Source organism: Streptomyces sp. NBC_01439, assembly GCF_036227605.1.
Classification (GTDB): domain Bacteria; phylum Actinomycetota; class Actinomycetes; order Streptomycetales; family Streptomycetaceae; genus Streptomyces.
In genome coordinates this window covers 2,944,667-2,961,047 of record NZ_CP109487.1, presented here as the reverse complement: position 1 = coordinate 2,961,047, position 16,381 = coordinate 2,944,667, and the positions used below count along the sequence as shown (strand labels likewise).

The window sequence follows — 16,381 nt, the reverse complement described above, 5'->3', positions numbered from 1 at the left end:
CGGTTCGTCGAACGTGGGTTCGGCCCGGCATTCGCCGCCTACGGTACCGTTCCCGGTCGGATCGCCGCTTTTGGGCCTGTGCCCAGTGTGGCACCAGGAGGCCGTGCGTCCGCCCATCGGACGCCGCGACACGCGAAGCCATGTAAATCCGCCACAACCCAAGATCTAGTGGTTGGATGAGCGCTGCCACCCAGAGGTTGTGGTCCTCGGGTCTTCCGGGGGCCTCGGCATCGCATATGCTTGTGGCTGCTTCACGAGCCCCCGACGGAGTCAGTCTCCGTCGTTCAGGGGCTCCGTGGGGTGATTCGATCGTGCCAAAAGGGAGGGTGAGGGAACCATGCACTGCCCCTTCTGCAGGCACCCCGACAGCCGTGTCGTCGACAGCCGCACCACGGACGACGGTACGTCGATCCGCAGGCGCCGTCAGTGCCCCGACTGCTCCCGTCGATTCACGACGGTGGAGACGGCCTCGCTGATGGTGATCAAGCGCAGCGGGGTGACCGAACCCTTCAGTCGCACCAAGGTCATCTCCGGCGTGCGCAAGGCGTGCCAGGGGCGGCCGGTCACCGAGGACGCCCTCGCCAAGCTCGGCCAGCGGGTCGAGGAGGCGCTGCGCGCCACCGGGAGTGCCGAGCTGACCACCCACGATGTGGGTCTGGCCATACTCGGCCCGTTGCAGGAGCTCGACCTGGTCGCGTACCTGCGCTTCGCTTCCGTTTACAAAGCTTTCGACACCCTTGAAGACTTCGAGACCGCCATCGCGGAACTCCGCGTATCGCGGTCTCATACCGAAGAGTGCGAGCTCGGTGGGACCGCCCAGGTCCCCGTGCCCGCCTCCGCCGCCGACTGATCGGACCATCCGTGCCGCGGCGCTCACGCGTCGTGATGCGGCCGGTCGGCCAGGCGAAGAGACGTAGACACAAGACACAGCACTGTGCCGCGGAATATCGATGGCACTTTAGGGCGTTTTTGCCCGCATATGGGAGGAAGCGGCATGACAGAGACGGCGAGCGGCTCGGCACGTGGTTCCCGCGCCAAGGGGACCAAGGCTGCCAAGGGCGGCCTGCGTATCGAGCGCATCCACACCACCCCGGGCGTGCACCCTTACGACGAGGTGAGCTGGGAGCGCCGTGACGTCGTCATGACCAACTGGCGCGACGGCTCGGTCAACTTCGAGCAGCGCGGTGTCGAGTTCCCCGACTTCTGGTCGGTGAACGCGGTCAACATCGTCACCAGCAAGTACTTCCGCGGCGCGGTCGGCACCCCGCAGCGAGAGACCGGTCTGAAGCAGCTGATCGACCGGATCGTGAAGACGTACACGAAGGCCGGCGAGGACTTCGACTACTTCTCGTCGCCCGCTGACGCGGAGATCTTCGAGCACGAGCTGACCTACGCCCTCCTGCACCAGATCTTCAGCTTCAACTCCCCGGTGTGGTTCAACGTCGGCACGCCCCAGCCGCAGCAGGTCTCCGCCTGCTTCATCCTGGCCGTCGACGACTCCATGGAGTCGATCCTCGACTGGTACAAGGAAGAGGGCATGATCTTCAAGGGCGGCTCCGGCGCCGGCCTGAACCTCTCCCGCATCCGCTCCTCCAAGGAGCTCCTCTCCTCCGGCGGCAACGCCTCCGGCCCGGTCTCCTTCATGCGCGGCGCCGACGCGTCCGCCGGAACGATCAAGTCGGGCGGCGCCACCCGCCGCGCGGCCAAGATGGTCGTCCTGGACGTGGACCACCCGGACGTCGAGGCCTTCATCGAGACCAAGGTGAAGGAGGAGGAGAAGATCCGCGCCCTGCGCGACGCGGGCTTCGACATGGACCTGGGCGGCGACGACATCACGTCCGTCCAGTACCAGAACGCCAACAACTCCGTCCGCGTGAACGACGAGTTCATGACGGCCGTCGAGAACGGCACCGAGTTCGGCCTGCGTGCCCGCATGACCGGTGAGGTCATCGAGAAGGTCGACGCCAAGGCGCTCTTCCGCAAGCTCGCCGAGGCCGCGTGGGCCTGTGCCGACCCGGGCATCCAGTACGACGGTGTGATCAACAACTGGCACACCTGCCCCGAGTCCGGCCGCATCACCGCGTCCAACCCGTGCAGCGAGTACATGCACCTGGACAACACGTCCTGCAACCTCGCCTCGCTCAACCTGATGAAGTTCCTGAACGACGACGGCAAGGGCAACCAGTCCTTCGACGCCGAGCGCTTCGCCAAGGTCGTCGAGCTCGTCATCACCGCGATGGACATCTCCATCTGCTTCGCGGACTTCCCGACGCAGAAGATCGGCGAGAACACCCGCGCCTTCCGTCAGCTGGGCATCGGCTACGCCAACCTCGGCGCCCTGCTGATGGCCACCGGCCACGCGTACGACTCCGACGGCGGCCGCACCCTCGCCGCGTCGATCACCTCGCTCATGACCGGTACCGCGTACAAGCGCTCCGCCGAACTGGCCGCCATCGTCGGCCCCTACGACGGCTACGCCCGCAACGCCGAGTCCCACAAGCGCGTCATGAAGCAGCACGCCGACGCCAACGCCCTCGCGCCGCGCACCGAGGACCTGGACAACAGCATTTGGGCCGCGGCCACCGAGGCCTGGCAGGACGTCCTGCGCCTCGGCGAGAAGAACGGCTTCCGCAACTCCCAGGCCTCCGTCCTCGCGCCGACCGGCACCATCGGTCTCGCGATGTCCTGCGACACCACCGGTGTCGAGCCGGACCTGGCCCTGGTCAAGTTCAAGAAGCTCGTCGGCGGCGGCTCGATGCAGATCGTCAACGGCACCGTCCCGCAGGCCCTGCGCCGCCTGGGTTACCAGGAGGAGCAGGTCGAGGCGATCGTCTCCCACATCGCCGAGCACGGCGTGGTCGTCGACGCCCCGGGCCTGAAGACCGAGCACTACGAGGTCTTCGACTGCGCCATGGGCGAGCGCTCCATCTCCGCGATGGGTCACGTCCGTATGATGGCCGCGATCCAGCCCTGGATCTCCGGCGCGATCTCGAAGACGGTCAACATGCCGGAGACGGCGACCGTCGAGGAGATCGAGGAGATCTACTTCGAGGCGTGGAAGATGGGCGTCAAGGCGCTCGCGATCTACCGCGACAACTGCAAGGTCGGCCAGCCCCTCTCCGCCAAGAAGAAGGAGGTGGAGAAGGAGGAGGTCACCGCCAAGGCGGAGGAGACCATCCGCGCCACGGTCGAGAAGGTCATCGAGTACCGCCCCGTCCGCAAGCGCCTCCCCAAGGGCCGCCCGGGCATCACCACCTCCTTCACGGTCGGTGGCGCCGAGGGCTACATGACGGCGAACTCCTACCCGGACGACGGTCTGGGCGAGGTCTTCCTGAAGATGTCCAAGCAGGGCTCGACCCTCGCGGGCATGATGGACGCCTTCTCGATCGCCGTCTCGGTCGGTCTGCAGTACGGCGTTCCGCTGGAGACCTACGTCTCGAAGTTCACGAACATGCGTTTCGAGCCGGCCGGCATGACGGACGACCCGGACGTGCGGATGGCGCAGTCGATCGTCGACTACATCTTCCGTCGTCTGGCGCTGGACTTCCTGCCCTTCGAGACCCGCTCCGCCCTCGGCATCCACACCGCCGACGAGCGCCAGCGCCACCTGGACACCGGCTCCTACGAGCCGCTCGAAGACGAGTTGGACACCGAGGCCCTGATGCAGGCGGCCCCGCTGGCCGCGGTCCCGTCGGTCCCGAAGCCGGTCGTGGCGGCCTCCGTCCCGGCCCCGAAGACGGCGCACAGCAACGCCGAACTGGTCGAGATGCAGCTCGGCGTCTCCGCCGACGCCCCGCTCTGCTTCTCCTGCGGTACGAAGATGCAGCGCGCCGGCTCCTGCTACATCTGCGAGGGCTGCGGCTCGACGAGCGGTTGCAGCTGAAACCAGGCGGAACCGCGCCCGATGCATCCTTGAGGATGTGCGGCTCAGGGCGCTGACCTGCACGTGAGAGAGGGTGCCGACCAATGGTCGGCACCCTCTCGGCGTTGTGGATCTACTGCTTGATGCACCTGCTCAAAGGACCTTCCCGGCCTCCGCCGCGGCCCGGGCCCGCTCGATCTCGTTGATGTGGGTCTCCGTCCACTGGCGGAGCGCAGTGATCGGCCCCGCGAGGCTCCGGCCGAGCTCCGTCAGTTCGTATTCGACCCGGGGCGGGATGGTGGGAAACACGGTGCGGGTGACGAACCCGTCGGCTTCGAGGCCGCGCAGGGTCTGGGTGAGCATCTTCTGTGACACGCCCTCGATGCGCCGACTCAATTCGGTGTACCTCAGGATGCCTTCGAGGAGGGCGTCCACGACCAGGATGGTCCACTTGCCGGAGATGTGATCGAGGACCTGGCGGGTAGGGCACTTCGCGGAGTAGACGTCGGCCGGCAGCCCGGACGATTCCACAGTGGTCTTCATGCGGGGAGAGTAACGCACTAATTAGTGCCCTCTTCCCGATGGAGAGTGACTCTCCAATAGTGAGTGACATGACGAGTCCAACGATGTCCGTCGCAGAAGCGATCCGTACCCGCCGCACCGTCCGCCACTACCTGCCAGCCCCGATCCCCGAGGCCACGCTTGACGCGCTTCTCGATCTCGCCGTCGAGGCCCCCACCAGCTGGAACCTGCAGGACCGGTCCATCGTCGTGGTATCCGGAGACGAGGGCCGTGCGGGACTGGCGTGGGCCACGGGGGGCCAGCCCCAGCCGCAAGAGGCCCCGGTCGTACTGGTCTTCGTCGCCGAGCCCCAGTCCTGGCGGGATGACCACAGCGACGTCTACGAGCAGGCCCGGCGCAGCGGAGCGTGGAACAACGAGTTCGTCGCGATGTTCTCCGCTGCGTCACGGGTGTTCCAGGAGGATCTCGACCAGCGGGGTTTGCTGCGGGAGTACGCGGTCAAGGACGCCATGATCGCGGCATCCTTCGTGATGCTCGCCGCGACGGAGATGGGCCTGGCGACTTCGCCCATGAACGGCTGGGACGAGGCGAAGGTGAAGAAGGTGATCGGGATCGACGGCCGTGACGACCTGGCCATCGCCCTGTTGGTGTCGGTCGGCCATCCGGCGCAGGACCAGCGCCATCCGGGTCGGCGTGCCCGGGAGCGCACCGTCTTCCGCGAATCGTACGGTGCCGGCGGAGCGGGGAACGCCGCACGCCAGGAGTAGGTGCACCACACCCATGTCATGACGCCACTGTTGTGCGTGTGTGAGCCGTTCAGGCGGGGTGTTCACGGTGACGCGGACACCCCACCACGCATGTCGCCGGCCCGCATTTCACCACCGCGGCTTCTCCGCCGCCGCGCGGGCCACCGTCGAGCACGTCACCGGGTCAGTGGGGGATGCGGCGGGACGGACGGGTGACCAGGTCCTCGCGGAACTCGGCGATCCGGGAATGGACCTGGCGCATCAGGTGGGTGTCCTCAATGCGATCCAGGTAGAGGCAGCGCGCGGCGAGCCCCGGCAGGTCGAAGGCGAAGTACAGGGACATCAGAGGGTTCACGAAGAGCTCGCTTCCCCGCGTGCGGCTGGTGAACTGCACGTCGCCGAAGGAACCCCGGACGGCCGCGGCGATCGAGCCGTTCACGATGCTGGGCCGGTCCGGGGTCTGCTCCTGGGCATGGGCCACCGCGTCCAGGAAGAGGGCGCCCTCCCTGGTGGCGCGCGGTATGGAAAACGCGCCGAGGTAGGCGCCCGCGCGCTCCAGCGCCGCGATATTCTCCAGCACCAAGCCGTGACTGACCCCGTGGTACGCGTCCACGCCGAAGCCCACCGATACGACGAGGCGCTGGGGCACGTCGTCCAGCGCGGCCAGTGCCGCGACGCTGGTGAGGTCCTCCTCGGGCGTGCCGAGGCCCGCTTCGTCGCCCCGCATCAGGATGTCCGTGCCGCCGTCGACCAGGACGATCGCATCGATGTGGTGGAGGTCGATCAGTTCGCGGTAGGCGGCGCGCAGCGGCTGGACCCCGGTCTGGGGGAAGGCGTACACGAGGGCCGGGTAGTCGTGCGCCTCCAGCCACTGGGCCAGCGTCCGCTCGGGGAAGTAGGACAGGTGGGGCGCGGAGTCGGGGGTGACGGTGGCCAGGTCGGGGGCCTGCCACGCCTCGGAGGGCAGTCCGGCGAGCGTGCTGAAGGAGAGGTTCGCGAGGTGGACCCGCTTGCCCTGGTGCATGAGGGACAGGGCCACGGGGAGGCCGGCGTAGATGTCGAAGCCGCCGCCCGCACCGGCGACCAGGATGTTTTCGGCGTCGGCGAGGCGGTCGAAAAGCGGGTTGGAGTGCAAGGCCGTCATGGTGATCATTGTGCGGGGCGCGCACGACGACGCGCCTGCGGATTTCACGGTAGTGCGATGGCCGGCGAGGCGGGGGAACGGGGAGATGGTCAGTCATGTGGAGCGGTGACGAGCTGGACCTGGACGCGTATCTGGACCGGATCGGACATCAGGGGGACCGGGAGGCGTCCGGGGAACTCCGTCCGGACCTCCGCACGTTGTACGCAGTGCACCGCGCCCACACCGCCGCCATCACCTTCGAGAGCCTGGACGTCCTGCTCGGCCGCCCCGTCGCGCTGGACCTCAAGTCGATCGAGGGCAAGCTCGTGCACGGTCGTCGCGGCGGCTACTGCTACGAGCAGAACTCGCTGCTGGCCGCCGCCCTGGAGCGGATCGGCTTCGAGGTCTCCGGGCGCGGTGCCCGCACCCGCACCCGCGGGGACTCCGTCCTCGCGGTGACACACGCCGTCCTCGTCGTCACCGTCGAGGGTGAACGGTGGCTGTGTGACGTCGGGTTCGGGTTCCAAGGGCCTCGGGAGCCGGTGCCGCTGGGACGACCGGGTGCCGATGTGCAGCAGGGGGAGTGGACGTACCGCGTCCGTGAGGAGGAGGACGGCGTTCTGGTGCTGTGCCTGCTGCGCGGAGACACCTGGCGAGACCTGTACGCCTTCTCCCCGCAGCACTACCGCCCCGTCGACTACGTCGTACTCAACCACTACAGCTCCAGCCACCCTTCCTCTTCCTTTGCCGGGCGGCTGATCGTCCAGCGCCCGGGAGACGGCGTCCGCCAGGCGCTCGTCGGGCGGGAACTCACCCGGCTGTACCCCGACGGCCGCGCCGAGCAGGAGATCGTCGGCCCGGACGACCTGCTCGCCGTGCTCGACCAGGAGTTCGGGCTTCGGTTGTCCGATCGGGACGCGGCAGAACTGGTGCGGATCCACCGCGCTGAGGACTGACCGGGGCCGCGCTTGGCCCGTACGATGGCGCAGTGCTGGTCAAGTGGATTCGCTGCACGGTGACGGACCGACGCGGGTTCGAGCGCGGGCAGCGAAAATGGGCGGGGCTGCCGGGCGAGCCGGGATTCCGGGGGCAGGGCGGCGGCTGGAGCCGGGGCCGGCAGGGGGTCGCGCATGTCTTCGCGTTCTGGGAGAGCCGTTCCTTCTACGACTCCTTCATGGCCCGCTCCCACGATCGGCTGGCCGCCTCCCAGAACGGCACCTACACCGATCTGCGGGTCACCCTCTTCGACCACCGCTTCGACGTGAAGACCGGCTTCGAGCCGCGCTTCACCGATGCCGACGTCGTACGGGTCGCGCACACGCGGGTCCGGGAGGGCCGGGTCGACCACTTCGCCCTCATGCAGGAGAAGGTGTGGAATCCGGCGATGGCGGGATCGCCCGGCATGGTCCGGGGCCTCTTCGGGGAGGCTCCGGGTCGGGAGTTCCTGGTCCTCTCCATGTGGCACGCCGCCGCCGAGCACGGCAAGTACCGGCAGGAGCGGGTCGAGCGGCTCTCCCTCCGTGCCCAGATCCAGGCCGATGTCGAGGCCCTCACCGGCGATGTCGTCGACCTCGAACCCTCCTGGACGGTATGACCGTACGACGACCGGCGGGGGGCGATCGGCGTGCCCGGTCGGCGGGCTGCCCGGCTGCCGAATAGGGTCGTGGGATGGTTCGACCACGGCGCATCGTCCTTGTCCGACACGGGGAATCGGAGGGGAACGCCGACGACTCGGTGTACGAGAGGGAACCCGACCACGCCCTGCGGCTGACCCCCACCGGGCGGGAGCAGGCGGCGGCGGCGGGCGTCCGACTGCGCGAGCTCTTCGGCACCGGGACGATCAGCGCGTACGTCTCCCCGTACCGCCGCACGCTGCAGACCTTCCGGGAGCTCCGGTTGGACCCGACGCGGGTGCGGATGCGCGAGGAGCCGCGCCTGCGCGAGCAGGACTGGGGGAACTGGCAGGACCAGAACGACGTACGACTGCAGAAGGCGTACCGCGACGCGTACGGACACTTCTTCTACCGTTTCGCGCAGGGCGAGTCGGGGGCCGATGTGTACGACAGGGTCGGGTCCTTCCTGGAAAGCCTCTACCGCAGCTTCGAGGCCCCCGACCATCCCGAGAACGTGCTGTTGGTGACGCACGGGCTGACGATGAGGCTGTTCTGCATGCGCTGGTTCCACTGGTCCGTGGCCGAATTCGAGGCCCTGTCCAATCCGGGCAACGGCGAATTCCGGGTGCTCCTGCTCGGCCCGGACGGCCGGTACCGGTTGGACCGCCCGTTTGAGCGGTGGACCACACCCGAGCCCTATGACCTGGACGGCTAGAGTGGCCCGCAATGACGCCTGATTCCACTCCCGAACGGCGCTACGCGCGCGCCATGGCCAGCCTCCGAGGGCTGGCGCTGGGTGACGCCCTCGGCTCCCAGTACTTCGTCCCCGTGAACTACCCGCTGCTCAAGCGGCGCGAGCTGCCCACCGGCGCCGAGGCGTGGCAGTGGACCGACGACACCGAAATGGCCTGCTCGGTGGTGGCCGTGCTGGCCGAGCACGGGCGCATCGACCAAGACGCGCTCGCGAGTTCCTTCGCCCACCACCACGATTTCGACCGTGGCTACGGGCCCGCGGTCAACCGGATGCTGCGTCTGGTGCGCGAGGGGCAGGACTGGCGCACGCTGGCCGCCGAACTGTTCAACGGGCAGGGCTCGTGGGGCAACGGCGCCGCGATGCGCATCGCGCCGCTCGGCGCCTGGTACGCCGACGACCCGGAGCAGGCCACCCACCAGGCGGAGATCTCCGCCTACACCACCCACCAGCACCGCGAGGCCGTGTGCGGGGCGATGGCCGTCGCAGCGGCAGCGGCCCTGGCCGCGAGCGCCGACGGTCCGCCGAAAGCCTCCGACCTGCTGGACGGGGTGATCGCACTCGTGCCGCGCAGCGCGGTGGGCGCGGGGCTGCGGCGCGCGCGGGACATGCTTGACTACGGCGACGCCACCACGGTCGCGGCGGTCCTGGGCTGCGGGCGGCGCACGAGCGCGCACGACACCGTGCCGTTCGCCCTGTGGTCGGCGGCGCGGGCGCTGGACGACTACGAGCGGGCGTTCTGGACCACCGCGCAGGTGGGCGGGGACGTCGACACGACCTGCGCGATCGTCGGCGGGGTGCTGGGCGCGCGCGGTGACGCCGTGCTGCCGGCCGCGTGGCTGGCGCGTACCGAGGCGCTGCCGGCCTGGCTGCCGGAGGTCGCTGCGGGCTGATGCCCGTGGGAGGGATCCGACGGCGGCACCGGGGAGTTCGCACGGTGTGGCACCTCGGGTGCGTTCGGAGCGTTCGATCAGTCCAGTGCCTTGGCCGCGTCCCGCGCCGCCGGTTCGTCCGACGTGCGGTGAACATCCCCCTCCGATTGTCACGGTCCTGCCACAGCACTCTTTTGATCCTGTTCAAAACTGCATCGTGCCGGCCTACTCTGTCCGCAGCGCCGCCCCAATGTGAACTCCGGGGCGGCCGATAGGGGAGGGAACCCGATGTCAGAGAACACCGGCGGGGCGAACGAAGCCCGGACCGACGACGCGGTCAACGCAGAAGCCACGGACGGGGATTCGCCCGCCAAGCCCCATCCGGCCGGTGGTAGACACACCGGCGTGGCCGGCCCACCGTCGGGGGCGCAGGCCGGCGCACCGCCGTGGGCGCAGGCCGGCGCAGTGCCCGGGAACCCCTGGCAGGTGCAGCAACGCTCGGCCAAGCCCTCTTGGGCCACTCTGGTGCGCCCCGCCGAGGCCGCCCCCATCCGGACCGCTACCCTCGTCGCCGTCCTCGCCTCCGGTCTCGCCACCGCGCTGCTGCTCGGCGACGGCATGGGCCCCGGCCTGCTGCTCGCGGTGGTGCCCGCCGTCGTCGCGGCATACGTCGCCGCCCGCGCGGCCCGCCGCAGCGCCCGTCCCTGGACCGTCGCCTGGGTGATCGGCTGCCTCGCCCTGCTCGCCGTACCGGCCCTGCGCGACTCCGCCTGGCCGGCCACGCTGGCGATCCTGTCCGCGGTCCTGCTGGGCGCGCTCGCCCTCCACGGCAGCCGCACCTGGCCGGGCGTCCTGCTCAGCCCGCTCGGGTTCCTTGACGCCGCCGTGTCCGGGATCGGCTGGCTGCTGACCGGGCTGCGCTCGCGTGGCGGGGTCAGCAAGGACCGCTGGCTGCCCGTGGCCAAGGCGACCGTTGTGGCCGGCGTCCTCCTGCTGCTCTTCGGCGCGCTGTTCGCCTCCGCGGACGCGGCCTTCGCCGATCTGCTGGGCGACTTGCTGCCCGACGTGTCGGTCGAGGACGGGCCGGTCCGGTTCGTGCTCTTCCTCCTCGGCGCCGTCCTCGCGCTCGCCGCGGCCCGCACTGCCGCGGCCCCGCTGCGCTGGGACCGGATCAAGGTGGCCCCGGGCAAGCCGCGCTCCCGCGTCGAATGGGCCCTTCCGCTCATCGTGCTCAACCTGCTCTTCGCCGGCTTCAACGCCGTCCAGTTGGCGGTCCTGTTCGGCGGCTACGACAAGGTCCTGCGGAGCACCGGGCTCACCTACGCCGAGTACGCCCGCCAGGGCTTCTGGCAGCTGCTCTGGGCCACCCTGCTCACCCTCGCCGTGATCGCGCTCGCCCTGCGCTGGGCCCCGCGTTCCGGAGCGGGCGACCGTCGCTTCGTCCGTGCCGTCCTCGGGGCGCTGTGCGCGCTGACGCTAGTCGTCGTCGCAGCCGCGCTGCGCCGGATGGACCTGTACGTGGAGGCGTACGGGCTGACCCGGCTGCGTGTTTCGGTGGCCGCGATGGAGCTGTGGCTCGGGCTCGTCATCGTACTGATCATGGCGGCCGGGCTGTTCGGTGGGCGCTGGCTGGCGCGCGCGTTCGCGGGCAGTGTGGCCGCGGCCGTCCTGGCCTTCGGCCTGCTCTCCCCGGACGGGATGGTCGCCGAGCGGAACGTGGCACGCTTCGAGGCGGACGCGAAGATCGACCTCTCCTACTTCCAGTCCCTGTCGGCGGACGCCGTCCCCGCCCTGGACCGGCTGCCCGAGCCGCAGCGGTCCTGCGCCCTGCGCGGGATCAACGACGAGATGGCCAAAGCCGGGGACGTCCCCTGGTACGCGATGAGCCTGGGCGAGTACCAGGCCCGGCAGATCCTGCGCGAGCGTCCCGTGACCGCCTCGTACGAGGTCTGCTCGCGCCTGGGTTCGTTCGGTAGCCGCGTCGAGTACTAGTCGACCCCACGGGGGTTCCGGGGGACGCGTACGGGGCCGGCTGCGGGGATCGTTCCCCGCACCCGCACCCGCACCCGGCCCCGACACCGTGCGGAAGGCCTCGTTCAGGCGGCCGGGCCGGCCTTCGCGGCGGCGCCGGCCAGGGCCTCCAGGTCGCTCTTGCGCACCCGGATCACCAGCAGGGCGGTGGCCAGGGCGAGGCCCGCCATGGCGACGGCGGCGTAGAAGGCGGTGGAGATGCCGTGGGCCAGGACCAGGTCGCCCCAGGGGTCGGGCAGGAAGCCGGTCTCCTTGAAGGCGGCGATCTGTTCGGGATCCGCCTGCGCCATGAAGGAGGGGACCTGCTGCGTGGCCTCGTCACGACTGGCCGTGCCGAAGACGGTGACCTGGATGGACAGGCCGAGCGAGCCGCCGACCTGCTGGCTGGCGTTGAGCAGCCCCGAGGCCGCACCCGCCTCCTTCGGCGCCACGCCGGAGACGGCGGTGAGGGTGAGGGTCACGAAGTTGAGGCCCATGCCGAAGCCGAACAGCAGCATCGGCCCGAGCACTCCGGAGACGTAGGAGCTGTCGGTCCGGATGAAGGTCAGCCAGGCCAGCCCGGTCCCGGTGAGCGCGGACCCGATGACCATGAAGGGCTTGGGGCCGAAACGCGGCAGGAAGCGCTGCGAGAGGCCGGCGGCGGTGATGATGGCGACCGTCACGGGCAGGAAGCCGAGCCCGGACTGGATCGGGGAGAACCCCAGCACGTTCTGCACGAACTGGACGATGAAGAAGAACATGCCGAACATCGCAGCGGCGAGACCGAGCATGATCACGTAGGTGCCCGTGCGGTTGCGGTCGGCGAACATGCGCAGCGGGATGATCGGCTCGCGGGCCCGCGACTCGATGACGACGAAGAGCGCGAGCAGGACGAGGGCCGCGGCGAACGAGCCGAGGGTGATCGCGTCGCGCCAACCCTTCTCCGCGGCGCTGATGAACCCGTACACGAGGGAGGCCATGCCGCCGGTGGAGGTGAGGGCTCCGGCGATGTCGAAGCGGCCGGGGTGACGCTCGGACTCGGTGATGTAGAGCGGGGTGAGGACCGCGATCAGCACGCCGATCGGCACGTTGACGAAGAGGACCCAGCGCCAGTCGAGCCACTCGGTCAGCATGCCGCCGGCCAGCAGGCCGATCGCGCCGCCTCCCGCGGAGACGGCGGCGAACACCCCGAACGCCCGGTTCCGCTCGGGGCCTTCGGCGAAGGTCGTGGTGATCAGGGCGAGCGAGGTCGGCGAGGCGATCGCGCCGCCCACCCCCTGCAGGGCGCGGGCCGCGAGCAGCTGCCAGGGCTCCTGGGCGAAGCCGCCGAGGAGGGAGGCCAGGGTGAAGATCAGGATTCCGGCCAGGAACACGCGGCGCCGGCCCAGGATGTCGCCCGCCCGGCCACCGAGCAGCAGTAGGCCGCCGAAGGTGAGGGTGTAGGCGCTGAGCACCCACGAGAGGTCGGTGGTGGTGAAGTCGAGGGCGCTCTGGATGTGCGGGAGCGCGATGTTCACGATCGTAGCGTCGAGGACGACCATGAGCTGGCACGCGGCGATGACGGCGAGCGCCACTCCGGGGCGCCCCGCCCGGCGCGCCGCGCCCGGTATCCGGGGTGTGGCGAGTTGAGAGCTTGTCACTGAGGATCCCCCCAAAGTGAAATAGTGAACGCATTCGTTCACTGCGGGACCACGGTAGGAGCCGCGCCTTAGTGAACGCAAGCGTTCACTAAGGCTGAAAATGCGTGCGTCGAACGCGCAAGCCGGTCGGAGGTGGGGAAGATGGTGGGTTCGCGCTGGTCAGCGGCGTCGCCTGGGCGCAGGCGGGGGCCGGAGCTCGAACGGGCGATTCTCGACGCCGCGTTGGAGCAGCTGAGCACGGTCGGCTGGAACGCGCTCACCATGGAAGGTGTCGCGTCCGGCGCGCACACCGGCAAGGCCGCGCTCTACCGTCGCTGGCCGTCGAAGGTGGACCTGGTGGCTGATGCGCTGCGGAGCGGTCTGCCGCGTATCGGTGACATTCCCGACTCTGGTTCGATCCGCGAGGACCTCTATCTGCTGTGTGTGAGCGCGCGGGACGTCATGCACTCGCGCGCCGGGCAGGCCCTGAGGTCGGTGCTTCACGAATGCGATCACATGCATGTCGATCGGTTTCGCGGAGTCATCTGGTCCGGTCTGCACGAGCCGGCCCAGCGTCTGATCAGGGAGCTTGTGGAGCGTGGAATCGCGCGGGGTGACGTACGGCCGGACGCTACTGGTCCGTTTGTCGTGGATGTCATTCCGGCCATGCTGATGTATCGCGCCAAGGTGTGCGGAAGCGAATGGGGAGATGCGGACATCGCTGCGCTGATCGACGAGGTCATGGTGCCGCTGCTCAGGGTGTGAGACGTGGCGGGGGCGGTCCGGGGCGCGCGGAGCGGGGTTCGCGTCCGATCTCGGGCGGGTCGGACCGGGGCGGGGGTGTGCAGTGGGCCCGGGGCGGCGTAACCTTGCTGGCGCCATGCCGTACGAAGCACCCACCCACACCGTCGAACGCTCCCTCCGTGCAACCACCGGCGCCAAGGTCATCGCCGGGGTCGACGAAGTCGGACGAGGGGCCTGGGCCGGACCCGTCACCGTGTGTGCGGCGATCACCGGCCTGCGCCGGCCGCCCGCCGGGCTCACCGACTCCAAATTGCTCACCCCCAAGCGGCGCGACGCCCTGCTCGATGTCCTGGAGGACTGGGTCACCGCGTACGCACTCGGGCACTCCTCGCCCGAGGAGATCGATGAACTGGGGATGACGGCCGCCCTCCGACTGGCGGCGGAGCGCGCGTTGGAGGCGCTGCCGGTGCGGCCCGACGCGGTGATACTCGACGGCAAGCACGACTATCTCGGCCCGCCCTGGCGGGTCCGTACGGTGATCAAGGGCGACCAGTCCTGCATCGCCGTCGCCGCGGCCTCGGTCATCGCCAAGGTCCGCCGCGACCGCATGATGGCCGAGCTCGGGGAACGGGGCGGTGGGATCGAGGACTTCGCCTTCGCCGCCAACGCCGGGTACCCCTCGCCCGTGCACCGGGCGGCGCTGGAAGAGCTGGGACCCACCCCCTACCACCGGCTCTCGTGGTCGTACCTCGACGCGCTGCCGCGGTGGCGCCATCTCAAGAAGGTGCGCCGGAGCGAGGAGTCGATGGAGCTGGAAAACGGAGGCCAACTCGGCTTCGATTTCTGATCGCACGCGTGTGCCACCAACCGGTACGTTTCGTACCGGTGTTTGATAGATGTCAACTCATGCCTCTCACCCCCGCCATCGAGGAGCCTCAGATTCACGAGAGTGCCCAGGGTCCCCGCGTCACGCCGGCCGCGAGCCGCACCGCGCAGACCCCCCGCCCTGTACCTGGTCCGCGTCCCGCCGCCGTACCGCGGCCCGGTCGCCCCGGTCCCGCCCGGCCCGCACCGCCCGCACAGCGTGCGCCGCAGGCCACCCCCGGACCCGTTCCCGCGGCTCCTGCCGCTGCCCCCACCGCACCGTCCGTCTCCGCGGCGGTGCCGCAGATCCAGCTGATCCCGGCCTCCGCCGAGGGCGCGCTGGACGCGGCCGAAGAGGCCGTCGACCTGCTGCTCGACACCGGGCGCGCGCCCGGTGACATCCTGGTGCTCACCAGTGGCGACCCGCACCCGTGGGCCGCGCACGAGCTGTCCTTCGGCGAGGCCGCGTACTGGGCCCTGCACGACGCCGGGGACGACGTCTTCTATGCGGACGCGGCGCAGGCCCAGCGTGCCGCCGGCCGTCCCGTCGTGGTCTTCGCGGCCAATGGCGGAGCGGTCGACACCGTCGCGGCCGCCCTGCCGGTCGCGCTCACCCGGGCGGGTGCGCTGCTGATCGTGTGCGGTGACCCGCAGCAGATCAACTCCGTTCTGGGTGCGGGCGTCTGACGCCCTGCACCCAGCACGGGCGAGGGGCGGGGCGGGCCACGGGCCGGCCCCGCTGAAGCCCGCGCCGGGGTCCGAGTCGGAGCCCGAGGCCTGATCCGCCGTACGCCCGTTCCTGGGTGTACGGCCGTGAGGCATGCCCGCATGCAAGGCGGCGACCGTGCGGTGGTACGCGGGTGGCAGCCGCCCGGGCGCGGCCGGACACACGGGCGCGTGCCTTGGCCGTGGGGGTCCTCCGGGGTCAGCGCGCGGCGGTCCGCCGCAGGGCTTCGACCGCGCCGCCCCCGGTGTGCATGGCCAGCGGAGAGAATTCGGCCACGGTGTCGCCCAGGCGCTGCGGCCGCGAGTCGGAGCTCGGGCGCCGCCCGCCACGGCCCTCGCCCACCACCTGCCAGCCCCCGCGGGTCAGCGTGATGTACGCGCCGCAGCGCAGGCCGTGCAGGGTGCAGGCGTCCCGCAGCCCCCACATCCACGCCCCGTCCTCCTCGGTCCACTGCTCATCGCCCTCGCGGCAGTAGAGCAGCACCGCCGTCCGCACCGGGGTCCGTCTGCGCAGGTCGTGCGGCAGGACCCGGCGCAGCCGGGACAGCAGGGCGTTGCGGTACTCCCAGCCGTCGGCCGAGGTCGACCTCTGCACGAAGGAGGCGCTCGCCACGAGCTGCTCCTCCGGGCCGAGGACGGCGATGACCGCAGTCGAGGGCACGGGGCTGTGCCGGGAGTGCAGCCCGCTCACGATCTCGCGCGGATTGCTGAGCAGCGGAATGCCCGCCGCTGTCCATTCCGCGGGTTCCAGCAGTCTGCCGTGCCGGCTTGTGCCACCGGTGGCTGTTGCCAGGGACGTGGTCGGGGGCGGCGCGAATCCGAAGGTCACGGTCCTCCCTTCGGGTACACGCCCGCGAACGGGCACGGTGGAGTCAGGGCGCGCCGCAGCGCGGCCCAGGAGGGTGCCGAGGAGCCGAGCGGGAGCACCC

15 protein-coding genes are annotated in these 16,381 nt (G+C 70.1%); 11 read left to right on the top strand and 4 right to left on the bottom strand.

The genetic code is table 11. The features are described from left to right. Positions 1-337 precede the first annotated feature (337 nt). Together nrdR and OG207_RS12665 are read left to right on the top strand one after the other, a co-directional pair. A complete protein-coding gene (gene nrdR, locus OG207_RS12670) occupies positions 338-850 on the top strand; it encodes a transcriptional regulator NrdR (protein ID WP_329098662.1) in 513 nt (170 codons plus the stop codon). Positions 851-994: 144 nt separating this feature from the next. Continuing rightward, a complete protein-coding gene (locus OG207_RS12665; RefSeq protein ID WP_329098660.1) occupies positions 995-3,883 on the top strand; it encodes a vitamin B12-dependent ribonucleotide reductase in 2,889 nt (962 codons plus the stop codon). A 132-nt stretch (positions 3,884-4,015) separates the two neighbouring features. On the opposite strand, the gene OG207_RS12660 is transcribed toward OG207_RS12665, so the two are convergent. Then, complete coding sequence (locus OG207_RS12660; protein ID WP_329098658.1) at positions 4,016-4,405, bottom strand: winged helix-turn-helix transcriptional regulator; 390 nt, start codon at positions 4,403-4,405, stop codon at positions 4,016-4,018. A gap of 68 nt (positions 4,406-4,473) precedes the next feature. Between OG207_RS12660 and OG207_RS12655 the strand changes: the two genes are divergently transcribed. Beyond that, a complete protein-coding gene (locus OG207_RS12655; RefSeq protein ID WP_329098657.1) occupies positions 4,474-5,151 on the top strand; it encodes a nitroreductase family protein in 678 nt (225 codons plus the stop codon). 163 nt (positions 5,152-5,314) lie between these two features. On the opposite strand, the gene OG207_RS12650 is transcribed toward OG207_RS12655, so the two are convergent. Next, entirely contained in the window at positions 5,315-6,274 is a 960-nt protein-coding gene (locus OG207_RS12650) for a DUF1152 domain-containing protein (protein WP_329098655.1), read from the bottom strand. A 95-nt stretch (positions 6,275-6,369) separates the two neighbouring features. On the opposite strand from OG207_RS12650, the gene OG207_RS12645 reads away from it, so the two are divergent. From OG207_RS12645 to OG207_RS12625, 5 genes are all read left to right on the top strand, one after another. After that, positions 6,370-7,209 (top strand): arylamine N-acetyltransferase family protein, encoded by an 840-nt coding sequence (locus OG207_RS12645; protein ID WP_329098653.1) that lies wholly within the window; start codon positions 6,370-6,372, stop codon positions 7,207-7,209. Between the two features lie 32 nt (positions 7,210-7,241). Further along, positions 7,242-7,847, top strand: a complete 606-nt coding sequence (locus OG207_RS12640; protein ID WP_030008846.1) for a YdbC family protein — start codon at positions 7,242-7,244, stop codon at positions 7,845-7,847. Between the two features lie 74 nt (positions 7,848-7,921). After that, a complete protein-coding gene (locus OG207_RS12635; protein ID WP_329098651.1) occupies positions 7,922-8,581 on the top strand; it encodes a histidine phosphatase family protein in 660 nt (219 codons plus the stop codon). An 11-nt stretch (positions 8,582-8,592) separates the two neighbouring features. Continuing rightward, positions 8,593-9,510 carry an ADP-ribosylglycohydrolase family protein gene (locus OG207_RS12630; RefSeq protein WP_329098649.1) on the top strand — a complete coding sequence of 306 codons (918 nt, stop codon included), beginning with the start codon at positions 8,593-8,595 and terminating at the stop codon, positions 9,508-9,510. Positions 9,511-9,777: 267 nt separating this feature from the next. Then, entirely contained in the window at positions 9,778-11,481 is a 1,704-nt protein-coding gene (locus tag OG207_RS12625) for a DUF4153 domain-containing protein (RefSeq protein ID WP_329098648.1), read from the top strand. 104 nt (positions 11,482-11,585) lie between these two features. On the opposite strand, the gene OG207_RS12620 is transcribed toward OG207_RS12625, so the two are convergent. Continuing rightward, positions 11,586-13,139 carry an MFS transporter gene (locus OG207_RS12620; RefSeq protein WP_329098647.1) on the bottom strand — a complete coding sequence of 518 codons (1,554 nt, stop codon included), beginning with the start codon at positions 13,137-13,139 and terminating at the stop codon, positions 11,586-11,588. A 141-nt stretch (positions 13,140-13,280) separates the two neighbouring features. Between OG207_RS12620 and OG207_RS12615 the strand changes: the two genes are divergently transcribed. The 3 genes from OG207_RS12615 (at position 13,281) to OG207_RS12605 (ending at position 15,413) form a co-directional block, all read left to right on the top strand. Beyond that, positions 13,281-13,883: a TetR/AcrR family transcriptional regulator gene (locus OG207_RS12615; protein ID WP_329098646.1), complete on the top strand. Its 603-nt coding sequence runs from the start codon at positions 13,281-13,283 to the stop codon at positions 13,881-13,883. A 115-nt stretch (positions 13,884-13,998) separates the two neighbouring features. Continuing rightward, entirely contained in the window at positions 13,999-14,709 is a 711-nt protein-coding gene (locus OG207_RS12610; RefSeq protein WP_327737801.1) for a ribonuclease HII, read from the top strand. Between the two features lie 59 nt (positions 14,710-14,768). Next, complete coding sequence (locus tag OG207_RS12605; protein ID WP_329098644.1) at positions 14,769-15,413, top strand: hypothetical protein; 645 nt, start codon at positions 14,769-14,771, stop codon at positions 15,411-15,413. A 238-nt stretch (positions 15,414-15,651) separates the two neighbouring features. Here the strand turns inward: OG207_RS12605 and OG207_RS12600 are convergent, their stop codons facing one another. Beyond that, complete coding sequence (locus OG207_RS12600) at positions 15,652-16,281, bottom strand: hypothetical protein (protein ID WP_329098643.1); 630 nt, start codon at positions 16,279-16,281, stop codon at positions 15,652-15,654. Positions 16,282-16,381 lie beyond the last annotated feature (100 nt).

Bases quoted from the DNA above. Each gene is read 5' to 3' on its own strand.
- nrdR (WP_329098662.1), top strand. From the start codon at position 338: ATGCACTGCCCCTTCTGCAGGCACCCCGACAGCCGTGTCGTCGACAGC.
- OG207_RS12665 (WP_329098660.1), top strand. From the start codon at position 995: ATGACAGAGACGGCGAGCGGCTCGGCACGTGGTTCCCGCGCCAAGGGG.
- OG207_RS12660 (WP_329098658.1), bottom strand. From the start codon at position 4,405: ATGAAGACCACTGTGGAATCGTCCGGGCTGCCGGCCGACGTCTACTCC.
- OG207_RS12655 (WP_329098657.1), top strand. From the start codon at position 4,474: ATGACGAGTCCAACGATGTCCGTCGCAGAAGCGATCCGTACCCGCCGC.
- OG207_RS12650 (WP_329098655.1), bottom strand. From the start codon at position 6,274: ATGACGGCCTTGCACTCCAACCCGCTTTTCGACCGCCTCGCCGACGCC.
- OG207_RS12645 (WP_329098653.1), top strand. From the start codon at position 6,370: ATGTGGAGCGGTGACGAGCTGGACCTGGACGCGTATCTGGACCGGATC.
- OG207_RS12635 (WP_329098651.1), top strand. From the start codon at position 7,922: ATGGTTCGACCACGGCGCATCGTCCTTGTCCGACACGGGGAATCGGAG.
- OG207_RS12630 (WP_329098649.1), top strand. From the start codon at position 8,593: ATGACGCCTGATTCCACTCCCGAACGGCGCTACGCGCGCGCCATGGCC.
- OG207_RS12625 (WP_329098648.1), top strand. From the start codon at position 9,778: ATGTCAGAGAACACCGGCGGGGCGAACGAAGCCCGGACCGACGACGCG.
- OG207_RS12615 (WP_329098646.1), top strand. From the start codon at position 13,281: ATGGTGGGTTCGCGCTGGTCAGCGGCGTCGCCTGGGCGCAGGCGGGGG.
- OG207_RS12610 (WP_327737801.1), top strand. From the start codon at position 13,999: ATGCCGTACGAAGCACCCACCCACACCGTCGAACGCTCCCTCCGTGCA.
- OG207_RS12605 (WP_329098644.1), top strand. From the start codon at position 14,769: ATGCCTCTCACCCCCGCCATCGAGGAGCCTCAGATTCACGAGAGTGCC.